Raw genomic sequence first — 20,023 nt, 5'->3', positions numbered from 1 at the left:
GAGGTGAAAATATGAGAATGGCCGATTCGTTTCCGTGCGGCGTCCGCTCCGCGTCATAGGTTGTGGCAGAGATCACCTGTGCGAACCCGAAAGGACGGCGGTCACCGATGTCCGGAGTCCAGGACGAAGCTCTTGGCTCAGCAACAGCATCCTCCGGCTACACCCAGCGGCTCGCCCGGCTGGAGAAGGCCGGTATCCGACGGCTGCTGCCGACCCAGGCCCCGTACCGGTGGAATCTGCGGCGTCTGCGCCTCGGCCGGGTTCTCGACGTGGGCTGCGGGCTCGGCCGGAACCTGCTGAACTGCGGACCCGACAGCGTCGGCGTCGACCACAACGCGCACTCCGTGGCCATGTGCCGTGAGCGGGGGCTGACCGCGTACACGCCCCAGGAGCTGGCCGCGGCACCCGGGTGCGGTCCGGGCTCGTTCGACAGCCTGCTGTGCGCGCACGTCCTGGAGCACATGGACGAGGACCTCGCCCAGAGCGTGCTGGAGCAGTACCTGCCGCTGGTCAAGCCGGGCGGGTCGGTCGTTCTGATCACGCCGCAGGAGGCCGGTTACAAGACCGACGCCACGCATGTGCGCTTCGTCGGCTTCGAGGAACTGGACCGGCACGCGCGGCGTGCGGGCATCGCCGTCGCACGGACGTACTCCTTCCCCTTCCCCCGGGCCGTCGGCGGTCTCTTCCCCTACAACGAGTTCGTGCTGGTCGGCCGGATCGCCGGCTGAACGGCTACGGCAGCTGCAGGACGCGGGCGATGGTGCGCAGGACGCCGTTGTCGTTGTTCGACGGGGCCACGTGACGGGCGCGGCGGACGACCTCCGGGTGGGCGCCGGCCATCGCGAAGGACCACTCGGCGGCGTCCAGCATCTCCAGATCGTTGAGGTAGTCGCCGAACACCATGGTCTGGGCCGGTGTGATACCCAGCTCGCGCTGCAGGCGGCGGACGGCGGCGCCCTTGTCGGCGGTGCGGTTCATCACGTCCACCCAGTGCTCGCCGGAGACGACGACCTGGTGGGTGTCGGTGAACTCCGCGAGCCCGGGGGCGGTGCCGTGCTCGGCGGAGCCGAAGTCGTACAGGGCGACCTTGATGAAGTCGTCGTCGACGGCGGTGACGTCCGGCACGACGCGGTGCTCGGCGTAGTACTTGCGCACCTCGGCCAGGAACGGCTCGTCGGTGCGCTCGACGTACGCGGCCCGCTTGCCGCACAGCACGACGCCGACGTCGACGCCGCCGGCCGCGAGACGGCGCGCCGCGCCGACGACGCCGACGGCGGCCTCCCGCCGCAGCGGGTCGGAGCTCAGCTCGACGCCGTCGCGCACGACGTAGGTGCCGTTCTCGGCGATGAACACCATGCCGTCGGCGACGTCCGCGAACTGCCTGGCGAGGGTGGCGTACTGGCGTCCGCTCGCCGGGCTGAACAGCACGCCCCGCTCGCGCAGCAGCTCCAGCGTGCGCCACAGGCCGGGCGGGACCCGCTTGTCGTCGTCCAGGAGCGTGCCGTCCATGTCGGTGACGATCAGCCGGATGTCGGCGGGGGCGTCACCGGAGCGGGGCTCGGGGGTGCTGACCAGGGGGGCGCTGCTGTAGGGCATGTCCTGCTTCCGGTCGGGGGGCGTCCTTTCCACCCTACGGGAGGCGTCCGCGCGCCCTTGTCCCGATTCCCGGGACAGCGTGATCACCGGACGGCACAATGAGGCGGCGACGCCCGGTGCGACGAGGAGGATGCGATGACCACCCTTGCCGATCCCGTCCCCGGCGGACGCCCCGGCGACGTCGAACGGGCCACCGCGCTGGCCGGTGAGCTGTCCGGCCGGGGCGTGCACGGGATCGTCCTGGCGTATGTCGACACCGCCGGTGTCACCCGGATCAAGACCGTCCCGCCCGCCAAGCTCGCCTCGGCGGCGGCGTGGGGTGTCGGGATGTCCCCGGTGTTCGACACGTTCCTGGCGGGTGACGGCATCGCCACCACCGACGTGCTCGGCTCCCCGGACGGCGATCTGCGGCTCTTCCCCGACCTGGACCACCTGACGGTGCTGGCAGGCCGGCCGGGCTGGGCGTGGGCGCCCGTCGACCGGATCACGCAGGACGGGGAGCCGCATCCCGGGTGCAGCCGGACCTTCCTGCGCCGGATCACCGCGGACGCCGCCCGCACGCACGGGCTGTCCTTCCGCGCCGCGATCGAGATCGAGTGGTCGGTGGGGTCGGCGTCGGCGCCGGACGGGACGTTCGTGCCCGCCGCCACCGGTCCTGCCTACGGCGCCGACCGGCAGGTGGAGCTGGGCGACTACCTCGCCGATCTGCTGGCCGCCTGCCACGCCCAGGGGGTGGACGTCGACCAGCTGCACCCCGAGTACGCCCCCGGGCAGTTCGAGATCTCGGTCGGCGCCCTCGACCCGGTGGCGGCGGCCGACCGCAGCGTGCTGGTGCGGCACACGATCCGCACGGTGGCCCGGCGGCACGGGCTGCGGGTGTCGTTCGCGCCGGCCGTGCTCGCCGAGGGCGTCGGCAACGGCGGACACGTCCACCTCTCCGCGTGGCGGGCCGGGACCAACCTGCACACGGGCGGCGAGGGCCGGTACGGCATGACGGCCGACGGCGAGTCCTTCGCGGCGGGCCTCCTCGGCCATCTGCCCGGCCTGACGGCGGTGACCGCGCCGAGCCCCGCGAGCTATCTGCGGCTGAAGCCCTCGCAGTGGGCGGGGGTGTACACCGCCTGGGGCCTGGAGACCCGCGAGTGCGCCCTGCGGATGATCGCCGGCATGGCGGGCCGCCGCGCGTCGGACGCGAACGTCGAGGTCAAGCCCGTCGACCTGGCCGCGAACCCCTATCTCGCCCTGGGCTCACTGCTCGCCGCCGGGCTGGACGGACTGGCCTCGGGCGCCGTGCTGCCCGAAGAGGTCACCGGCGACCCCGCGTTGCTGCCCGCCGACGAGGCGGCGAAGCGGGACGTGCACCGGCTGCCGGTGTCCCTGACGGAGGCGGTGGACCGGTTCCGGGCGGACACGGTGCTGCGCGAGGCGTTCGGCCCGGTCCTCGCGGACGCGGTGATCGCCGTACGCGAAGGAGAGGTCGCCGCCGTGGCCGGACTGGACGACGCGCAGGTCGCCGCCGCCTACCGGTGGCGGTACTGACCATGGGCGCCGTCGCCGACGCGCTCGCCGCGCTGCCGCTGGTGGACCACCACTGCCACGGCGTCGTCGCGACCGACCTGGACCGGGCCGGCTTCGAGGCGCTGCTCACCGAGGGCGAGCGCTGGCCCGGGATGTCGTCCTTCGACACACCGGTCGGGCTCGCCGTACGCCGGTACTGCGCTCCCCTGCTGGATCTGGAACGGCACGCCCCGGCCGAGGAGTATCTGGCGCGTCGTGTCGAATTGGGCGCGCGGGAGGTGAACCGGCGCTTCCTCGCCGCCGCGCACACGGAGGCGTACTGCGTCGACACCGGTTTCGCGCCCCCCGGATCCGTCGGCCCCGCCGAGGCGGCCGGAGCGTCGGTGGCGTACGAGGTGGTGCGGCTGGAGTCGGTCGCCGAAGCGGTGGCCGCGCGCGGTGTGGAGGCGGGGGCGTACGCCGGCGCGTTCCGCGCGGCCGCCCTCGAGGCCGTGCGGCGGCCGGGCGTGGTGGCGGTGAAGTCGGTCGCGGCCTACCGCACCGGTTTCGCGCTGGACCCGGCCCGCCCCACGGACGCGGAGGTCACCGCCGCGGCCGCGGCCTGGCTGACGCACGGCGGCCGGCTCGCCGACCCGGTGCTGGTACGGCACCTGCTGTGGACGGCCGTCGACCTGGGGCTGCCGCTCCAGTTGCACGTCGGCTTCGGCGACAACGATCTGCGGTTGCACCGCTCGGACCCGGCGCTGCTGACCGACTGGCTGCATCTGACCGCCGGCACGATCCCGGTCCTGCTCCTGCACTGCTGGCCCTACCAGCGGCAGGCCGCGTATCTGGCCGCGGTGTTCGAGCAGGTCCACCTGGACGTCGGCCTCACCCTGCACCACGTCGGCCCGGCCCGCGCGCGTGCGGTGCTGGCCGAGGCCCTGGAGATCACACCGTTCCGCAAGCTGCTGTACAGCTCCGACGCCTGCGGTGTGGCCGAGTTCTACGCCCTCGGGGCGCTGGCCTTCCGGCGGGGGCTGGCCGAGCTGCTGGACGCGCGGGTGGCCGCCGACGAGATGAGCCTGCCGGACGCGCTGCGTATCGCCGAGTGGGCGGGAGCACACAACGCCCGCCAGGTCTACCGCCTTTCCGGTCCCTCCTGAAAGTATGATCAAGCAATGTCTGACATGACCGAAACCACGCCCGGTTGGCTGTCCTCCGACGAGCTGGAGCAGGCGCGGGCGCGCATGCCGATCCTGTACGTGGAGGCCGTCCCCGTCCGGGTCGACGACAGCGGCGAAGTCACCAGCATCGGCCTGCTGCTGCGCATCGGGCCGGACGGAACGGTCAGCCGGACACTGGTCTCCGGCCGGGTCCTGCACCACGAGCGGGTCCGCGACGCCCTGCTGCGGCACCTGGAGAAGGACCTCGGGCCGGTGGCGCTGCCCCGCATCCCGGCCTCGCTGCAGCCCTTCACGGTGGCCGAGTACTTCCCCACGCAGGGCATCACGCCGTACCACGACCCCCGGCAGCACGCGGTGTCACTCGCCTACGTGGTGCCGGTGACCGGGGACTGCCGGCCGCGCCAGGACGCCCTGGACCTGGTCTGGTTCGACCCGCACGAGGCGGCCTCGCCGGGCGTGCAGAGCGAGATGCCGGGCGGCCACGGCTTTCTGCTCCGCCAGGCCCTGGCGCACCTGGGCCTGCCGCACTGACATCCGGCGTTCGTCAGGGCTTTCCGGAGAGGGCCGCGAGGACCTCTCCGCAGATCGCCAGGGCCGTCTCGGCCGGGGTGCGCGCGCCGAGGTCGAGGCCGATCGGGCCGTGGATGTCGCTCAGCCGCTCCTTGGCCAGGCCCGCGTCCAGCAGGGCCGCGGTGCGCCGCTCCTGGGTGTGCCGGGAACCGAGCGCGCCGACGTACGGGACGCCGGAGGCCAGCGCGGTGTGCAGCACCGGCACGTCGACGTCGGGCTCGTGGCTGAGGACGATCAGGCAGGCGGCGGCCGGGCGGGCGGCCAGCAGTGCGCGGGCGCGCTCCAGGTCCTCCGTCGCGGTGGCGTGCCAGTCCAGCAGCCGGGCCTGCGCCTGGAGCAGCTCGGCCAGTTCGCCCGCGCCGACGATCACCAGGTGCGGAACGGCCGGGCAGACCTCGATGAGGACGACGCCCTCGCCGCCCGGCAGGACCTCGCGCCCGGCCCGGTGCCGGTGCAGCAGGGCGCGGGCCCGCGCGACGGCGTCGGAGTCGGCGGCGTCGGCGTCGGCGTCCGCCACGCGGCTGACGGCCTCGTTGCGGGACGCGTCGAGGCGGGTGAGCAGGGCGGCGTCGGCGCCGTCGGCGAGCAGGTCCCACCAGCGGGCGGGCAGGGCGGACAACGGCTGGAGCAGGATCTCGGCCTGGCCGCCGCAGGTCAGCCGCGCCTGGTGGACCTCGTCGGCGTGGACGGCCACCGCGCACACCCGGGCGGTGCGGCCGGCGGCGGTGAGCGCGGCGGCCTCGTCGGCGACGAGCCGGTCGAAGGCGCCCCGGTACAGGGAGCCGTGGCAGCGGCCGGCCGCGTCGATCAGCAGCGCGTCCGCCGGCCGCTTGGGCCCGAACCCCCGCTCGCTCAGTGGCCGGGCGAGCACTCCGGCCCGTCCCTCCGCGACCCACTGCCGCGCCGTGTCCGCAAGTTCACGCATGACCGCGCCCTCCCTGTCGGCTCGCGGGCCAGGCTACTCGGCCCGGGAGCGCGGAGGAACGTATGTCAGTGACGGTCCAGCTCTCCCCACACGATGAGGCGGTGCGTGTAGGCGCGGGTCAGCGGGTCGCGGTCCGCGCACGTGGTGAGGGTGATGCGGGCCCGGTCGGGCGTGACCCCGGGCCGGTTCGGGACCGGCAGGACGACACCGACGTCCGTCGGCTCCACCGTCCTGGTGCCGGTGACGCGGTAGGTGTACGTCCGCCCGCGCCAGGCGACGACGAGTGCGTCGCCGCGCACCAGCGTGTTCAGCCTCCGGAACGGCTCGCCCCAGCCCGTCCGGTGACCGGCGACCGCGAAGTTGCCGACCTCGCCGGGCATGGCGGAGCCCGGATAGTGCCCCGGTCCCTCGGCGAGATCGTTCGGAGTGACGCCCTCGACGATCACCGGGTGGTACGCGGCGCCGAATCTCGGGATGCGCAGGACCGCGAGCGCGGTTCCGTCCCCGGGGTCCGGCTCCGTCCGCGTCCGTGGTGTCCCGGTGGCGACGGCCGGCTCGTCGTGCCCGGCCGAGGGCTGCGCGAGCTGTGCGCGCAGGTCGCGCTGGGCCCGGCCGTAGACCTCCTCGTGCTGCCGGTTCTGGTACAGGGCGAGACCTGCGACCAGCAGACCGGCAAGGATCAGGCCGAAACCCAACAGACGGATCAGTGTCCGCATGGTGCCTCGTCCTCGGCGTCTTGGCGGGGCCGCGGGCAGGCGGCCCCGCCTCGGGGTGGGCCGGCGATGCGCTAGGTGTCGTCGTCGTGCGCCCGGCGCGGAACCAGCCGCAGAACGGCGAATCCCGCCGAGACGAGGACGAACATCACGACCCAGAACCAGATGCTGTCCACCCCGCCGGTGACGGGCAGGACGCCTGCGCCGACGCCGGCGGAGGCCGCGGTTCCTGCGCCTGTGTAATCCGCCATGAGGTGCTCCTTTCGCACGCGCAGCGGCCCATACCGCAGACGGACGGCTGCACCGAGTACAAGGACGATCGGGGAAAGCAAAAGCACGCCGAGAGGAAATCCCGGTGCGTGGAATACGCGCGCTTTCGTAAGGGATGTGCCGACGGCGCCCGGTCCCGCCGCAACGGCGCTTGTTTACGCCGTATCGGCGCCTGTTTACGCCGTATACATACAACCCTCTCTCCGTGTGCCGCCCACGTCAACCGCAGCGGCGTCTAAACCTGACTCTGCGACCCGGCCGGCCCGACGAGGCGGTCGAGCAGCGCGTCGAGACCGACGGCGAGCCCGGCCGGACCGCCCGGCTCGGCGGCCGTGGCCCGGAGTTCGGGCAGTTCCTCCGGTGGCTCCATGAGGCACAGATCCACCGCCGGATAGCCGTGGATCCAGGTGAGGCAGGCGCGGAAGACGACGGGGATGCGGCGCTCGTCGAGCCCGGCTTCCCGCAGCCGGGCGAGGACCGCCATGTGCTCCTTGAGGACGGCGGGCGGCCGGCGGGCGAGCGGCACCTCCAGCACCCGGGTGGTCAGCAGGGGTGCGGCCCGGGGGTGGTCCCGGCAGATCTCGTACGTCGTCCGTGCGATGCGGTGCAGACCGGCGCGCCAGGGCTCCGTCCCGTCCGGCGCGTCCGGCTCGCCCTCGGCGGCCCGGCGCTCCTCCCGTTCACGGTGCAGCTCCTCGATCAGCCCGTCGAGGAGCTCGTCCTTGCTCGCCGCGTGCCGGTAGAGGGCCATCGCCTCCACGCCGAGTTCGGCACCCAGACGGCGCATGCTCAGCGCGGCGAGCCCCTCCCGGTCCACCAGCTCCAGGGCGCCGAGCAGCATGCGGTGCCGGCTCAGCCGGCCGTACCCGCCACCCCGTCCCGTGGGCGCCATCCCGCACCTCCACGACCCTCGGCGCATCGCGCTCGCGTTGACCGCGCACCCCCCTCGTTCCATAGTGTACGTATACGTCGTAAACATACATATCTGAACCCATCCGGTTCTGCTCGACGGAGGGCGGACGTCATGTCTCGCACCGAGGGTCACCGCCTTGTCACCGGCGCCGCACATCAGGTGGTGGTGGTCGTGCCCGCCTACAAGGAAGTCGACTCGCTGCCGCGCGTGCTCGACGCGCTCAGCCGGCAGACGCGTCCCGCGGACCGGGTGATCGTCACCCTCGATCCCTACCGGGACCCGCGGACGACGGCCGAGCTGGAGCGCATCGCCGGCCGCGCGGGCGCAGAGGTGCGGCACTCGGCCGGCAACCGGCACAAGAAGGCCGGAAATCTCAACGGCGCGCTGGGCGAACTGCTGCCCGACCTCGCCGACGACGACGCGGTGCTGATCCAGGACGCAGACACCTACCTCGATCCTCACTTCATCGAGGTGACGCACGCCAGACTGTGCCAGGGCTACGGCGCCGTGGGCGGCAACTTCCGCGGCCGGGCGGGCGGTGGACTGTGCGGCGCGTTCCAGCGCAACGAATACGCCCGGTACGCCCGGGACACCGCACGCAAGCGCGGAAGGGTTCTCTGCCTGACGGGCACCGCCTGCCTGTTCCGGGTGGCGGCGTTGAGAGACATCCTGGCCGCCCGCCGCGACGGGCAGCTCCCGGCTGCGAACGGCGTCTACGACACCAAGGTGCTGACCGAGGACAACGAGCTCACCCTCGCCCTCAAACACCGCGGCTGGCGCGTGGTCGTCCCCTCCCGCGCCACCATGACGACGGAGGTCATGCCGACCTGGGGGGACCTCGCCCGGCAGAGACTGCGCTGGAAGCGCGGAGCGCTGGAGAACCTGTTCGACTACGGGCTCACGCGCCACACCTGCGAAGGGTGGGGCAGACAGCTGGTCGCCCTGCTGGGCACGGCCGTGTCCGCCATCTACATCGGGGCCGTCCTGTGGTACCTGGCCACCGGAGCCGGCGTGCACATCGCGCCGTTCTGGCTGGCCCTCACCGGGTTCTACGCCATCGAGCGCGCGATCACCGTGAAAGCCCGGGGATGGCGGGTGGCGGCCACCTCGATGCTGGTCCTGCCCGAATGGTTCTACGACCTGTTCCTGCAGGGAGTGCACATCCGGGCGCTGGCGGAGTCGGCGCTGCGCCGGAACCGCACCTGGTAGGCGGGGGTCGTCGCCGGGTGGGCGGCGGCCGATCGCTTGCCGGGCGAAAAACGGGGCGGTTGCCGAGCGATGGACGGGCCGGTTGCCGGGAACACACAGGAGGCCGCTTCGGCGTCTCGCCGAAACAGCCTCCGACTCGCGACTTCGCGAAGTCGGGACGACAGGATTTGAACCTGCGACCCCTTGACCCCCAGTCAAGTGCGCTACCAAGCTGCGCCACGTCCCGTTGCCCGCCTGACCTGGGGTTTCCCCTGGCCGTACGGACAGGGAAACAATACCGCACTCGCGTCGGTGGTCGCGCGCCCCTTTCCGGCGGGCCGCCGCATGAGAGCCACCGAAGGGCGGCCTTGACCTCAAGCCTGCTTGAGGTTGCACGCTCGTCGGCATGACGATCACGGAGGAAGTTCACGGGTACGGCTACGCCGACCTGCCCGCACTCATGGGGCTGATGACCGGCGACGAGAAGCACGGGCCGGCCGCCACGTCCACGCTGGACGCTCTGTGGGTCCTGTACGACCGGGTGCTGCGGGTCGCACCGGACCGGCTCGAGGACCCGGCGCGGGACCGGTTCCTGCTGTCCAAGGGGCACGGGCCGATGGCGTACTACGCGGTGCTGGCCGCGAAGGGATTCGTGCCGGTGGAGTGGCTGACCGGCTTCGGGTCGTACGACTCGCGGCTCGGGCACCACCCGGACCGGATGCTCGTGCCGGGCGCCGAGATCGGCAGCGGCTCGCTCGGGCACGGGCTGCCGATCGCCGTCGGCGCCGCGCTGGGGCTGCGCGCGCGGCGGCTGCCCGATCCGGCGGTGTGGGTGCTGATCGGGGACGCCGAGCTGGACGAGGGCAGCAACCACGAGGCGATCGCGTTCGCCGGGCCGGCCGGTCTCGACCGGCTGCACACGGTCGTGATCGACAACGCCTCCGCCAGCCACGCCCGGCCCGGCGGGATCGCGGCCCGCTTCGAGGCGGCCGGCTGGTCGGCGGTGACCGTGGACGGCCGCGACCACGACGCGCTGTACGCCGCGTTCACCGCACCCCATCCGGGGCGCCCGCACGTCGTGGTCGCCCGTGTCGAGCCCAAGTTCGCCTGATCCCGACCCCCTCCGACCCGGAAGGAAGAGCTTTTCTCATGGAGACCATGCGCGAGCGGTTCGCCCCTGTACTCACCCGGCTGCTGGACGAGGATCCGCGGGTCGCCGTCGTGCTCGCCGAGATCGGCAAGGACGGTTTCGCCGAGGCGACGCGCCGCCACCCGGACCGGGTGGTCAACGTCGGCATCCGCGAACAGCTTCTGGTCGGTGCGGGCGCCGGACTGGCGCTGACCGGGCTGCGGCCGGTGCTGCACACTTTCGCCAGCTTTCTGGTGGAACGGCCCTTCGAGCAGGTGAAACTGGACCTCGGGCACCAGGGGCTCGGCGCCGTGCTGGTGAGCGCGGCCGCCTCCTTCGACTGGCCGGCGGGCGGGTTCACCCACATGGCACCGGGGGACGTCGCGCTGCTGGACACGCTGGACGGCTGGACCGTGCACGTTCCCGGCCACCCCGACGAGGCCGAGACCCTGCTGCGGCACGCCGTCGCGGCCGGCGACGACAAGGTGTACGTGCGGCTGTCGGTGCAGGCGAACGCCCAGGGCCGGCCCGTCGACGGGAAACGGTTCCTGACCCTGCGGGAGGGCCGGGCGGGCGTCGTCGTCGCCGTGGGGCCGATGCTCGACGCCGTGCTGGAGGCGACCGAGGGCCTCGATGTGACCGTGCTGTACGCGACGACCGTGCGGCCCTTCGACACGGCGGCCCTGCGCCGGGCGGCCGACGCGGCCCGGCCGGACGTCGTCCTGGTCGAGCCGTATCTTGCGGGCACCTCGACGGCCGCGGCGAACGACGCCCTGGCCGACCTGCCGCACCGGGTGCTGGGGCTCGGCGTGGGGCGGCGCGAGCTGCGGCGCTATGGGACCGTCGAGGAGCACGTGGCTGCGCACGGCCTTGACGCCGCTTCGCTGCGGGAGCGGATCGCCGGGTTCCTGCGGCCGGCCGGATGAGCCCGCCGTGTGCGTTCACTCCGGCCCGGGTGAGTCAGCGTGTTCCGTCCGCACCGGCCGCGCGCTGAGCCAGCCGCGTTCCGTCCGCGTCGGCCCCGCACTGAGTCAGCCGCGTTCCCTCCGCGTCGGCCCCGCACTGAGTCAGCCGCGTTCCGTCCGCGTCGGCCGCGGTATCGCCGTTCCGCGCCGCGGGGTCGCGTCGGCGCGGACCAGGTCGCGTATCGCGGGCACGGACAGCAGCGCGAGGGCGACGACGACGCTGGTCGCCGCGGAGACCAGGAGCACATGGTCGGCGCCCACCGCCGAGGCGGCGGGGCCGGCCAGGGCCTGGCCGACGGGCATCATCGCGAGGGAGCCGGCGACGTCGTAGGCGTGGATGCGGTTGAGGACGTCGGCCGGGACCTGGGTCTGCACGCTGGTCGCCCACATCACGCCCCAGAACGACATCGCGGCCCCGGCGACCGCGGCCCCGGCCGCCATGGCGGGCACGCCGAGGCCCGCGCCGACGCTCGCCGGGAAGGCGACGAAGCCGAACAGCGCGATCGCCCCGGCGCGCAGCATGCGGCGCGGGCGCAGCCGCAGCGCGAGCAGGCCGCCGACGACGGTGCCGGCGCCGAGGGCGGAGTTGACCAGGCCGTAGGCGCGCGGCCCGTGGTGCTGCACCACCTCGGCGGCGACCAGCGGCACGCTGGGTCCCCACACGGCGATCATGTACAGACACCAGACGGCGATCACCCCCCACAGCCAGGTGCGCGCCCGGAACTCGTGCCAGCCCTCGACGAGGTCGGCGCGGAAGGCGCGGGCGCCCCGCCGGACCGGGCGCTCGCCGTGCGCGAGCGGGGGCATCCGGATCAGCAGCAGGCACAGGGCGCTGATGGCGTAGGTGGCGGCATGCGCCGCGAACACACCGCCCGGGGAGGCGAAACCGACGAGCAGACCGGCGAGCGCGGGGCCGGCGAGTTGCGCGGCGGACTCGGCGATGCGGATGGCGCCGTTGGCGCCCTGGATGTCGGCGGCGAGCCGGGGCACGGTACTGGCCACGCCTGGCTGGAAGACGGCGCCCGCGACACCGCCCGCGAACCCGATGGCGCAGATCTCCCACAGCACCACGTGGTCGGCGAAGAACAGGGCGGCGGCCAGCGACTGAGTGCCGAGCCGGACCAGGTCGGCGCCGATCATCAGCTTGCGAGTGGAGAAGCGGTCCGCGATGACCCCGCCGAAGACGACGAGCCCGGCGAACGCGGCGGCGGTCGCGGCCATCGCGAGACCGACCGCGCCCGCTCCGTATCCGCGCTCCAGCAGCCCCGCGGCGAGGGCGACCGGCAGCATGGTGTCACCGAGCCGGGCCACGGCCCGCGCCACGAAGAACAGCGCGAAGTCCCGCGACCACACCCCTCCCCCGCCGCTCACCACCGCGGCTCCGGAGTCACCGACCCCTCCCGCGCCTCCCCCGGCGCTCCCGGTGTCACCCACCCGAGGCCCTCCCCTCCCGGTGTCCCGTGGCAGCCGGAGCCCCCTCCACTCCGGCTGCCGTCACTGCCGTCGGATCATGCCATCAGGCGCTGACAACGCCACGGGAATTTCCACCCCCCGGTCATTCCGGGGCCGGCTGCCCCAACTCCGGGTAGGACTCCAGGAGTCGGGTCGGTGCCGCCTGGCGCCAGGAGTCGGCGAGGATGTCGCGCAGCTCACGCTCGTCCTCCAGCGCCCGGAGCCTGACCCGGATCCAGGCGAACTGTGCCTCGTGTCCGGCGATCCAGAACTTCTCGGGTTCGGCCAGCACGAGTTCGTCGCGCTCCTCCTTCGGGCAGCGCACCGCCATGGAGCTCTCGTCCTCCGGCAGCGTGGCGAACATCTTCCCCGCGACCCGGAACGTGGGCATGCTCCAGGCGGTCTTCTCCGTCGTGTCCGGCAGGGACAGCGCGACACGGCGTACGTCTTCGGCATCCGGCATGGCAGGAACCGTAGCCGCCGCCACTGACACTCACCCTTCGGCGCCGACCGCTCCGACCTGCTTGTAGTACAGGGTCGTCGGCCGCAGAACGCCGTCGGGGCCGGCCGCGTAGTCGGGGATCGTCCCGGCGCGCGTCCACCCGGCCGAGCGGTACAGGGACTCGGCGGGACTGTTGGTCTCGGTGTCCAGGTGCAGCAGGGTGATCCCGGCCGCGACGGCCGCCGCCTCGGCGGTGGCCAGCAAGGCGCGGCCGAGTCCGCGGCCGCGCGCGGCGCGGTGGACCATCAGCTTGACGATCTCCGCACGGTGGCGGCTGTTGGGCTTGTCGGGCAGGGCGAGGCTCACGGTGGCGACCGGCCGGCCCGCGTCGTACGCCACCCACACCGTGAGCCGTCCGGCGGCCACCGCCTGCGCGCGCTGCCGCCACCACGCGGCGGCCTCGGCCGGTGCCAGGGTCCCGAGGAAGCCGACGGAGGCACCGCCGGCCACGGTGTCGACCAGCAGTTCCGCCAACTCCGCGGAGGCGGCGAGGACTTCCGGGGCTTCGAGACGTCTCACGGCCGCACCACCGCCAGCAGATAGCGCACGCCGGTGTCGTCCGCGCACCGGAACCGCGTCGCCCCCCACACCCGCATCCGCAGGCAGTCACCGGTCGCGAGCCGGTGCGTGACGTCCTGGACGGTGACCTCCAGCGCGCCCTCCAGCACCCAGATGTGCTGTTCCAGACCGGTGACGGGCGGTCGGTCGTAGGCGAGGTCGGCGCCGGCGGCGAGGCGGCCCTCGACGAGTTCGCCGCGCAGCCCGGTGTGCGGCGGGGACACGGAACGCCGGACGAAGCCGGAGTCCCGGTCCTCCCACACCGGTTGGTCGGCGGCCCGCAGCAGCGGGGCGGGCTCCGCCTCGACCTCACTGAGCAACTGGGACATGGTCCGGCCGTAGACGTTGCACAGCCGGTTCAGCAGGGCGGCGGTGGGGCTGGTCTCGGCGCGCTCCGCCCGCGACAGCGTCGACCGGCTGACCCCGCTGCGCTCCGCCAGCTCCCCCAGCGACCAGCCCTGCTCGGCCCGCAGCTCGGCCAGGCGCCCGGCGAGGCGCAGGTCTATCGACTCCGGAGGACTCTCCTCGGTTCTCATATCCGGGACGCTATCCCGAATATGAGACGGCAGTGTTACGGATGCCTCACGCGTCGGACGGGCGCGTACTTCAGGTCCGGCGGCTGCCTGTCTCAGGTTCGCCGGGCGCGTGCCTCAGGTCCGACGGGTGCCTGAGTCAGTCCGGCCTCGGTCCGGCCTCAGGTGTCGGCCGCCTCGCCCAGCGCGTCCAGTACCGGGCGGATCAGCGGGTGCTCCTCCGCGCCCCGGCGTACGGCGGCGAAGACGCGCCGGGTCGGTGGTGCGCCGTCGACCGGGCGGACGACGACGCCGGTGAGGTCCATGCCGCGCAGCGCGGAGCGCGGCACGAGGGCCACCCCCGCGTCGGCCGCGGCGAGGGCGACGACCGCGCGGAAGTCGTCGGAGGAGTGCTCCAGGCGGGGCTGGAAGCCGGCGTGCTCGCAGGCCAGGACGACCACGTCGTGGCAGGGGTTGCCGGGGTAGGGGCCGATCCAGGGGTCCTTGGCCAGGTCGGCGAGGGGGACCTCGACGGCGTCGGCGAGGCGGTGGCTGACCGGGACGACCGCGTCGAACGGCTCCGCGTAGAGCGGCATGTGGGTGAGGCGGGGGTCGTCGGCGGGCGGCGCCCCGCGGTACTCGACGGCGACCGCCACGTCGACCTGTCGGTCCAGCACCATCGGCAGGCTGGCGTCGCCCTCGGCGTCCTGGACGCGGATGCGGATGCCGGGGGCCGTCCCGGCGAGCCGGGCCACCGCGGGCGCGACGACCAGCGCGATGCCGGTGGCGAAGGCGGCGACGGTGACCGTGCCGGCCTGCCCGGAGCCGTAGGCGGCGAGTTCCGCCTCGGCCCGCTCCAGCTGGGCGAGGACGGCGTTGGTGTGGCTGAGCAGGATCTCCCCGGCCGGGGTGAGCCGTACGCCCTTGGCGCCGCGCTCGACCAGGCGGTGACCGGTCTCCTGCTCCAGCGCGGTGAGCTGCTGGGAGACCGCCGACGGGGTGAGGTACAGGGCGGCGGCAGCCGCTGTCACCGTGCGGTGGTCGGCCACCGCACGGAGGATGTGGAGCCGCCGCGCTTCGATCACGGAATCGATTGTCTCAGGTCGGCCGGGCAGGCCGGGGCCACACCGGTCAGGCCGCAACGCGACCGGCCGGGACCGCACCGGACCGACCGAATCTGGCCCTGACCGGCCTGGTCGGGACCGACGACCGGCGGGGCCGGAGCCACACACCGACCAGTCCGCCCGAACCCGCCGGGCCCCGACCGGACCCGCCGCGTCGGGACCGGACCGACCAGGTCCGGGACCGACGAGCCGGCGGGGCCGCAACCCCACCGACCAGGTCCACCCGAACCAGCCCGGCCCGGACCGGTCAGGTCAAGGCCGGACCGGTCAGGTCAGGTCAGGTCAGGCGCCCAGTTCCGCCCGCGCCGCCACGAACGCGTCCACCGCCCGGTTCACGTCCTCGGTCGAGTGCGCGGCGGACAGCTGCACGCGGATGCGCGCCGCGCCCTGCGGGACGACCGGGTAGGAGAAGCCGATCACGTACACGCCGCGCTCCAGCAGCAGCTCGGCCATCCGGCCGGCGACGGCCGCGTCACCGATCATCACGGGGGCGATGGCGTGGTCGCCGGGGAGGATGTCGAAGCCCTCCTCGGTCATCCGGCGGCGGAACAGGGCCGTGTTCTCGTTCAGCCGCACCCGCAGGTCGTCCGCCGACTCCAGCAGGTCGAGGACCTTCAGCGAGGCCGCCGCGATCACCGGGGCGAGCGTGTTGGAGAACAGGTACGGCCGCGAGCGCTGGCGCAGCAGGGCGACGATCTCGGCACGGGCGGCGACGTAACCGCCGGAGGCGCCGCCGAGGGCCTTGCCCAGGGTGCCGGTGATGATGTCGACGCGGTCCATCACACCGTGCAGTTCGGGCGTGCCGCGGCCGGTGGGGCCGACGAAGCCGACGGCGTGCGAGTCGTCGACCATGACCATGGCGTCGTAGCGGTCCGCGAGGTCGCAGATCTCGGCCAGCGGCGCCACATAGCCGTCCATGGAGAAGACGCCGTCGGTGACGATCAGGCGGCGACGCGCGCCGGACGCCTCCTTCAGCTGGCGCTCCAGGTCCTCCAGGTCACGGTTGGCGTAACGGAAGCGGCGGGCCTTGGACAGGCGGATGCCGTCGATGATGGAGGCGTGGTTGAGGGCGTCGGAGATGACGGCGTCCTCCTCGCCGAGCAGCGTCTCGAAGACACCGCCGTTGGCGTCGAAGCAGGAGGAGTACAGGATCGTGTCCTCCTGGCCGAGGAACGCCGCGAGGCGCGCCTCCAGCTCCTTGTGGACCTCCTGGGTGCCGCAGATGAAGCGCACCGAGGCCATGCCGTAGCCCCAGCGGTCCAGGGCCGCGTGGGCGGCGGCGACGACCTCGGGGTGGTCGGCGAGGCCGAGGTAGTTGTTGGCGCAGAAATTGAGGACCTCGCCGGGGCGGCCGCCGGCGGTGACGTTGACGGTCGCGGACTGCGGGGTGTCGATGACCCGCTCGGGCTTGTGCAGACCGGCGGCGCGGATCTCGTCGAGGGTGGTACGCAGGTCGTCGCGCACGGATTCGAACATCGTCAATGCTCCTAGGAGTACTCGCGGGGAAGAGGCCGGGGCGGGGTCAGGCGGTCCAGTCGAGGATGACCTTGCCGCCCTTGCCGCTCGCGGCGTCCGCGAACGCCGCCTCGAAGTCGCGGTAGCCGTAGCGGCCGGTGATCACGGGGGCGAGGTCGAGGCCGCCCTCCAGCAGCACCGACATCGCGTACCAGGTCTCGAACATCTCCCGGCCGTAGATCCCCTTGATGGTGATCATCGAGGTGACGATCCGGGCCCAGTCGACCGGGAACTCCTCGGCGGGCAGGCCGAGCATGGCGATACGGCCGCCGTGCGTCATGTTGGCGATCATGTCGCGCAGCGCCTCGGGCCGGCCGGACATCTCCAGGCCGATGTCGAACCCCTCGCGCAGGCCCAGCTCGCGCTGCCCGTCGGCGATCTGCTCCCGCGCCACGTTCAGGGCGAGGCTCACCCCGATCTTCCGCGCCAGCTCCAGGCGCTCGTCGCTGACGTCGGTGATGACGACGTGGCGGGCCCCGGCGTGCTTGGCGACGGCGGCGGCCATCAGGCCGATCGGGCCGGCGCCGGTGATGAGCACGTCCTCGTTGACGAGCGGGAAGGACAGCGCGGTGTGCACGGCGTTGCCGAAGGGGTCGAAGATCGCGGCGACGTCGAGGTCGACGGGGACGCGGTGCACCCACACGTTGGACGCGGGCAGCGCGACGTACTCCGCGAACGCGCCGTCGCGCCCGACACCGAGGCCGACGGTGGCCCGGCACAGGTGCCGGCGGCCGGCCAGGCAGTTGCGGCACTTGCCGCACACCAGGTGGCCCTCGCCGCTGACCCGGTCGCCTACGGCGATGTCGGCGACGGCGCGGCCGGTCTCCACCACCTCGCCGACGAACTCGTGCCCGAGGACCAGCGGGGTGTCGATCGCCTGCTGCGCCCAGCCGTCCCAGGCGCGGATGTGCAGGTCGGTGCCGCAGATGCCGGTGCGCAGCACCTTGATCAGGACGTCCCCGGGGCCGATGGCCGGCTCCGGCACGTCCGTGAGCCACAGTCCGGGCTCCGCCTTCTCCTTGACCAGCGCCTTCACGCTACGGCTCCTGTGGTGCTCGGGCCCGGGCGCGGGCAGGCCGAAGAAGCCCGCGTGCGGGAAGAGGGATGGGAATGCGTTCAGCAATCTGCCGTATAGCGCACGCCGGGGTCCATCGAGCTTTTCTTAAGCGGCGGCTCAGCTTTCCTTCACGCCTTCGGTCCAGTCGTCACACCGGGCCGCGTCCCTGTGGTGGCAGGGCCGTCCCACCGGCCGCGCACACGCGTCGTGGAGCCGTCACACCAGACCGTGTTCCAGTCGTCCCGCGAGGTCGGCGGCCGCGGACTTGATCGTCTCCAGGCCGGCCTTGCCCCAGGCGCGGGGCGCGCGGTCGGCGACGCACACGGTGCCGAGGACGGTTCCGGTGGAGTCGATGAGCGGGGCGCCGAGGTAGGAGCGGATGCCGTACTCGTCGACGACCGGGTTGCCGGCGAAACGCGGGTAGTCGGCGACGTCCTCCAGCGCCAGGGCGCGGCGGCGCACGGCGACGTGCGGGCAGTAGCCGTGGTCGCGGGGCAGGACCCGGCCCAGGGCGGGGCGCGGCGGCTCGCCCGGCACGCACGGCGGCGGGGGCGGCGCGTGCAGTCCGGCGAAGAACTGGGCGTCCGCGCCGAGGAAGTTGACCATCCCGAACGGCGCCCCGGTGAGGTCGGCGAGGTGGCCGGCGTAGGAGTCGAGGGCGGGCTCGGGCCGGTCCCCGAGGCCGAGCAGGTGCAGCCGACGGGCGCGGACGGGCGCGTCGCGGTCCTCGGGGGTGAGCAGCAGCCGGCCGACGGGGCTCGGCGGCTCGTACCTCATGGCCGTTCTCCAGCGGTCCGGGGGTGGTTCAGGGGATGGTCTTCGGGCGTCACGGTCTCTCCTGTCAGGCGCCGCGGGTGGAGGCGGGGGCGACGGGGGCGTAGGCGATGAGGTGGCGCACGAGGGTGAGCAGGGTCTGCACGCCGGAGGCGGAGATCCGGGCGTCGCAGCGCACGACGGGGATCTCCGGGGCCAGGTCGATGGCGGCGCGGACCTCCTCGGGGTCGTAGCGGTGGCCGCCGTCGAACTCGTTGACGGCGACGATGAAGCCGAGGCCGCGCTCCTCGAAGAAGTCGACGGCGGCGAAGCAGTCCTGCAGCCGCCGGGTGTCGGCGAGGACGACCGCGCCGAGGGCGCCCTCGCACAGTTCGTCCCACATGAACCAGAACCGCTCCTGCCCGGGAGTGCCGAACAGGTACAGCACGTGCTCGGAGTCGAGGGTGATGCGGCCGAAGTCCATGGCGACCGTGGTCTCCATCTTGTTCTCGATGCCCTCGAGACTGTCCGTCGCCGCGCTGACGGTCGTGAGCAGCTCCTCGGTGCTGAGCGGGGCGATCTCGCTGACCGCGCCGACGAAGGTGGTCTTGCCGACCCCGAATCCGCCCGCGACGAGGATCTTCAGCGCGGTCGGGAACGGGTCGCCGCCGCCGTCGTCGTCGTGCCCCGGATACGTGGGCGTGCTGCCGCGGTACTCGGGGTGGCCGCCGTGACCGGAGCGGCCGTAGGACATCTCAGAGCTGTCGTCGTAGTCCATCGAGCACTGCCTCCAGTAGGGCCCGGTCGGTGGGTTGGTGGTGGTACGCCGGGGGTTTGGTGGTGACCGCCCCGGTGTCCACGAGGTCGGACAGCAGAACCTTGGTGACCACCGCCGGCAGCTTCAGGTGGGCGGAGATCTCGGCCACCGAGACGGGTGCCCGGCACAGGTCGAGTGCCTGTGCGTGTTCGGGGCCGAGATAGCCGAGGGGGGTCGCCCCGGTGGCCATCACCTGTGACATCAGGTCGAGTGCGACGCTGGGTCGGGTGCGGCCGTTGCTCACCGTGAAGGGGCGCACCAGCCGGCCTGCCGCGTCGTCGAGCCAGGGTCCCTCCCCGGCCGCCGCCACGCTCAAGGCCGCATCACCGGGGGTTCGGCGGACTGCTGGCGGGGCGCGGTCACCAGGTAGGGGCGGACGCTCTTGACGAGCATGGACATCTCGTAGCCGAGCACGGCGGCGTCCGCGTCGCGGCCGGCGAGCACGGCGAGGCAGGTGCCGGAGCCGGCGGTGGTGACGAACAGCAGTGTCGCGTCGAGTTCGACGACGACCTGCCGGACGTCACCGCCGTCACCGAAGCGCACTCCTGCGCTGCGGCCGAGGGAGTACAGGCCGGAGGCGAGGGCGGCCATGTGGTCGGCGCTGTCCACGTCGAGCCCGTGGACGGACTTGACGAGCCCGTCGCAGGACAGCAGGACGGCGCTGCGGGTGTGGGGTACGCGCTGGACGAGGCCGCTCAACAGCCAGTCGAGGTCGGTTGCCTGGGCGGTCGGCGCATCGCTCGCCATGGTGGATCGACTCCTTGGGGTACGTGGTGGGGC

General features: G+C 73.2%; 23 protein-coding genes and 1 tRNA gene. 7 read left to right on the top strand and 17 right to left on the bottom strand.

What is annotated here, in order from left to right; all coding sequences use genetic code 11:
- Positions 1–107 precede the first annotated feature (107 nt).
- Complete coding sequence (locus tag ACZ67Q_RS03285) at positions 108–728, top strand: class I SAM-dependent methyltransferase (protein WP_471175640.1); 621 nt, start codon at positions 108–110, stop codon at positions 726–728.
- 4 nt (positions 729–732) lie between these two features.
- Here ACZ67Q_RS03285 and ACZ67Q_RS03280 read toward each other — a convergent pair whose 3' ends face one another.
- Positions 733–1,596 carry a Cof-type HAD-IIB family hydrolase gene (locus tag ACZ67Q_RS03280; protein WP_471175638.1) on the bottom strand — a complete coding sequence of 288 codons (864 nt, stop codon included), beginning with the start codon at positions 1,594–1,596 and terminating at the stop codon, positions 733–735.
- Positions 1,597–1,731: 135 nt separating this feature from the next.
- Here ACZ67Q_RS03280 and ACZ67Q_RS03275 point away from each other — a divergent pair, with 135 nt between their 5' ends.
- Genes ACZ67Q_RS03275 through ACZ67Q_RS03265 form a run of 3 tightly spaced genes read left to right on the top strand, consistent with a single transcriptional unit; the run spans position 1,732 to position 4,811 of the window.
- Entirely contained in the window at positions 1,732–3,135 is a 1,404-nt protein-coding gene (locus ACZ67Q_RS03275; protein WP_471175636.1) for a glutamine synthetase family protein, read from the top strand.
- A gap of 2 nt (positions 3,136–3,137) precedes the next feature.
- Positions 3,138–4,259, top strand: coding sequence for an amidohydrolase family protein (locus ACZ67Q_RS03270; protein ID WP_471176023.1), 1,122 nt, complete (start codon positions 3,138–3,140; stop codon positions 4,257–4,259).
- Between the two features lie 24 nt (positions 4,260–4,283).
- A complete protein-coding gene (locus tag ACZ67Q_RS03265; protein WP_361629075.1) occupies positions 4,284–4,811 on the top strand; it encodes an NUDIX hydrolase family protein in 528 nt (175 codons plus the stop codon).
- Between the two features lie 13 nt (positions 4,812–4,824).
- Here the strand turns inward: ACZ67Q_RS03265 and ACZ67Q_RS03260 are convergent, their stop codons facing one another.
- The 4 genes from ACZ67Q_RS03260 to ACZ67Q_RS03245 form a co-directional block, all read right to left on the bottom strand.
- Positions 4,825–5,775 carry an XdhC family protein gene (locus ACZ67Q_RS03260; RefSeq protein WP_471175634.1) on the bottom strand — a complete coding sequence of 317 codons (951 nt, stop codon included), beginning with the start codon at positions 5,773–5,775 and terminating at the stop codon, positions 4,825–4,827.
- 65 nt (positions 5,776–5,840) lie between these two features.
- Entirely contained in the window at positions 5,841–6,491 is a 651-nt protein-coding gene (locus tag ACZ67Q_RS03255; protein WP_471175632.1) for a class E sortase, read from the bottom strand.
- A 71-nt stretch (positions 6,492–6,562) separates the two neighbouring features.
- Positions 6,563–6,739 carry a hypothetical protein gene (locus tag ACZ67Q_RS03250; RefSeq protein WP_469807993.1) on the bottom strand — a complete coding sequence of 59 codons (177 nt, stop codon included), beginning with the start codon at positions 6,737–6,739 and terminating at the stop codon, positions 6,563–6,565.
- Between the two features lie 254 nt (positions 6,740–6,993).
- Positions 6,994–7,650 (bottom strand): TetR/AcrR family transcriptional regulator, encoded by a 657-nt coding sequence (locus ACZ67Q_RS03245; protein WP_471175630.1) that lies wholly within the window; start codon positions 7,648–7,650, stop codon positions 6,994–6,996.
- Positions 7,651–7,782: 132 nt separating this feature from the next.
- Between ACZ67Q_RS03245 and ACZ67Q_RS03240 the strand changes: the two genes are divergently transcribed.
- On the top strand, positions 7,783–8,880 hold the full coding sequence (locus tag ACZ67Q_RS03240) for a glycosyltransferase family 2 protein (protein ID WP_471175628.1): 1,098 nt from the start codon (positions 7,783–7,785) through the stop codon (positions 8,878–8,880).
- Positions 8,881–9,032: 152 nt separating this feature from the next.
- Here the strand turns inward: ACZ67Q_RS03240 and ACZ67Q_RS03235 are convergent.
- A tRNA-Pro gene (locus ACZ67Q_RS03235) sits at positions 9,033–9,106 on the bottom strand.
- A 159-nt stretch (positions 9,107–9,265) separates the two neighbouring features.
- Between ACZ67Q_RS03235 and ACZ67Q_RS03230 the strand changes: the two genes are divergently transcribed.
- Positions 9,266–9,970 carry a transketolase gene (locus ACZ67Q_RS03230; RefSeq protein WP_471175626.1) on the top strand — a complete coding sequence of 235 codons (705 nt, stop codon included), beginning with the start codon at positions 9,266–9,268 and terminating at the stop codon, positions 9,968–9,970.
- Positions 9,971–10,008: 38 nt separating this feature from the next.
- The gene (locus ACZ67Q_RS03225) at positions 10,009–10,914 is read left to right on the top strand and encodes a transketolase family protein (RefSeq protein ID WP_471175624.1); all 906 of its coding nucleotides are present in this window, start codon (positions 10,009–10,011) and stop codon (positions 10,912–10,914) included.
- Between the two features lie 141 nt (positions 10,915–11,055).
- On the opposite strand, the gene ACZ67Q_RS03220 is transcribed toward ACZ67Q_RS03225, so the two are convergent.
- The 11 genes from ACZ67Q_RS03220 to ACZ67Q_RS03170 all read right to left on the bottom strand — a co-directional run bounded on the left by ACZ67Q_RS03220 (position 11,056) and on the right by ACZ67Q_RS03170 (position 19,990).
- Positions 11,056–12,327 carry an MFS transporter gene (locus ACZ67Q_RS03220; protein WP_471176018.1) on the bottom strand — a complete coding sequence of 424 codons (1,272 nt, stop codon included), beginning with the start codon at positions 12,325–12,327 and terminating at the stop codon, positions 11,056–11,058.
- Positions 12,328–12,508: 181 nt separating this feature from the next.
- On the bottom strand, positions 12,509–12,868 hold the full coding sequence (locus ACZ67Q_RS03215) for an MmcQ/YjbR family DNA-binding protein (RefSeq protein WP_471175622.1): 360 nt from the start codon (positions 12,866–12,868) through the stop codon (positions 12,509–12,511).
- Positions 12,869–12,898: 30 nt separating this feature from the next.
- The gene (locus ACZ67Q_RS03210; protein ID WP_471175620.1) at positions 12,899–13,426 is read right to left on the bottom strand and encodes a GNAT family N-acetyltransferase; all 528 of its coding nucleotides are present in this window, start codon (positions 13,424–13,426) and stop codon (positions 12,899–12,901) included.
- Entirely contained in the window at positions 13,423–14,001 is a 579-nt protein-coding gene (locus ACZ67Q_RS03205; RefSeq protein WP_471175618.1) for a helix-turn-helix domain-containing protein, read from the bottom strand. The genes ACZ67Q_RS03210 and ACZ67Q_RS03205 overlap by 4 nt, the downstream gene beginning before the upstream one ends.
- A 158-nt stretch (positions 14,002–14,159) precedes the next feature.
- Entirely contained in the window at positions 14,160–15,062 is a 903-nt protein-coding gene (locus tag ACZ67Q_RS03200) for a LysR family transcriptional regulator (RefSeq protein WP_471175616.1), read from the bottom strand.
- Positions 15,063–15,383: 321 nt separating this feature from the next.
- Positions 15,384–16,577, bottom strand: a complete 1,194-nt coding sequence (locus tag ACZ67Q_RS03195) for a glycine C-acetyltransferase (protein ID WP_471175613.1) — start codon at positions 16,575–16,577, stop codon at positions 15,384–15,386.
- Positions 16,578–16,623: 46 nt separating this feature from the next.
- Positions 16,624–17,652, bottom strand: coding sequence for an L-threonine 3-dehydrogenase (gene tdh, locus ACZ67Q_RS03190; protein WP_471175611.1), 1,029 nt, complete (start codon positions 17,650–17,652; stop codon positions 16,624–16,626).
- Between the two features lie 237 nt (positions 17,653–17,889).
- Positions 17,890–18,450 carry a GAF domain-containing protein gene (locus tag ACZ67Q_RS03185; RefSeq protein WP_471175609.1) on the bottom strand — a complete coding sequence of 187 codons (561 nt, stop codon included), beginning with the start codon at positions 18,448–18,450 and terminating at the stop codon, positions 17,890–17,892.
- Between the two features lie 64 nt (positions 18,451–18,514).
- Positions 18,515–19,204, bottom strand: a complete 690-nt coding sequence (locus ACZ67Q_RS03180) for a GTP-binding protein (protein WP_471175607.1) — start codon at positions 19,202–19,204, stop codon at positions 18,515–18,517.
- Entirely contained in the window at positions 19,182–19,553 is a 372-nt protein-coding gene (locus ACZ67Q_RS03175; protein WP_361629323.1) for a DUF742 domain-containing protein, read from the bottom strand. The genes ACZ67Q_RS03180 and ACZ67Q_RS03175 overlap by 23 nt, the downstream gene beginning before the upstream one ends.
- A 2-nt stretch (positions 19,554–19,555) precedes the next feature.
- Positions 19,556–19,990 (bottom strand): roadblock/LC7 domain-containing protein, encoded by a 435-nt coding sequence (locus ACZ67Q_RS03170; protein WP_471175605.1) that lies wholly within the window; start codon positions 19,988–19,990, stop codon positions 19,556–19,558.
- Positions 19,991–20,023: the final 33 nt, after the last annotated feature.

The organism is Streptomyces sp. NPDC036813 (assembly GCF_055609245.1).
The sequence above is the reverse complement of the archived record's forward strand: the minus strand, read 5'-3'. Positions and strand labels throughout refer to the sequence as shown.

Excerpts from the sequence above, each read along its gene's own strand:
- ACZ67Q_RS03180 (WP_471175607.1), bottom strand. The coding sequence starts at position 19,204 with ATGGACTACGACGACAGCTCTGAGATGTCCTACGGCCGCTCCGGTCAC.
- ACZ67Q_RS03205 (WP_471175618.1), bottom strand. The coding sequence starts at position 14,001 with ATGAGAACCGAGGAGAGTCCTCCGGAGTCGATAGACCTGCGCCTCGCC.
- ACZ67Q_RS03195 (WP_471175613.1), bottom strand. The coding sequence starts at position 16,577 with ATGTTCGAATCCGTGCGCGACGACCTGCGTACCACCCTCGACGAGATC.
- ACZ67Q_RS03240 (WP_471175628.1), top strand. The coding sequence starts at position 7,783 with ATGTCTCGCACCGAGGGTCACCGCCTTGTCACCGGCGCCGCACATCAG.
- ACZ67Q_RS03250 (WP_469807993.1), bottom strand. The coding sequence starts at position 6,739 with ATGGCGGATTACACAGGCGCAGGAACCGCGGCCTCCGCCGGCGTCGGC.
- ACZ67Q_RS03275 (WP_471175636.1), top strand. The coding sequence starts at position 1,732 with ATGACCACCCTTGCCGATCCCGTCCCCGGCGGACGCCCCGGCGACGTC.
- ACZ67Q_RS03270 (WP_471176023.1), top strand. The coding sequence starts at position 3,138 with ATGGGCGCCGTCGCCGACGCGCTCGCCGCGCTGCCGCTGGTGGACCAC.
- ACZ67Q_RS03170 (WP_471175605.1), bottom strand. The coding sequence starts at position 19,990 with ATGGCGAGCGATGCGCCGACCGCCCAGGCAACCGACCTCGACTGGCTG.
- ACZ67Q_RS03255 (WP_471175632.1), bottom strand. The coding sequence starts at position 6,491 with ATGCGGACACTGATCCGTCTGTTGGGTTTCGGCCTGATCCTTGCCGGT.
- ACZ67Q_RS03265 (WP_361629075.1), top strand. The coding sequence starts at position 4,284 with ATGACCGAAACCACGCCCGGTTGGCTGTCCTCCGACGAGCTGGAGCAG.
- ACZ67Q_RS03215 (WP_471175622.1), bottom strand. The coding sequence starts at position 12,868 with ATGCCGGATGCCGAAGACGTACGCCGTGTCGCGCTGTCCCTGCCGGAC.
- ACZ67Q_RS03260 (WP_471175634.1), bottom strand. The coding sequence starts at position 5,775 with ATGCGTGAACTTGCGGACACGGCGCGGCAGTGGGTCGCGGAGGGACGG.
- ACZ67Q_RS03245 (WP_471175630.1), bottom strand. The coding sequence starts at position 7,650 with ATGGCGCCCACGGGACGGGGTGGCGGGTACGGCCGGCTGAGCCGGCAC.
- ACZ67Q_RS03185 (WP_471175609.1), bottom strand. The coding sequence starts at position 18,450 with ATGAGGTACGAGCCGCCGAGCCCCGTCGGCCGGCTGCTGCTCACCCCC.
- ACZ67Q_RS03285 (WP_471175640.1), top strand. The coding sequence starts at position 108 with ATGTCCGGAGTCCAGGACGAAGCTCTTGGCTCAGCAACAGCATCCTCC.
- ACZ67Q_RS03225 (WP_471175624.1), top strand. The coding sequence starts at position 10,009 with ATGGAGACCATGCGCGAGCGGTTCGCCCCTGTACTCACCCGGCTGCTG.
- ACZ67Q_RS03280 (WP_471175638.1), bottom strand. The coding sequence starts at position 1,596 with ATGCCCTACAGCAGCGCCCCCCTGGTCAGCACCCCCGAGCCCCGCTCC.
- ACZ67Q_RS03230 (WP_471175626.1), top strand. The coding sequence starts at position 9,266 with ATGACGATCACGGAGGAAGTTCACGGGTACGGCTACGCCGACCTGCCC.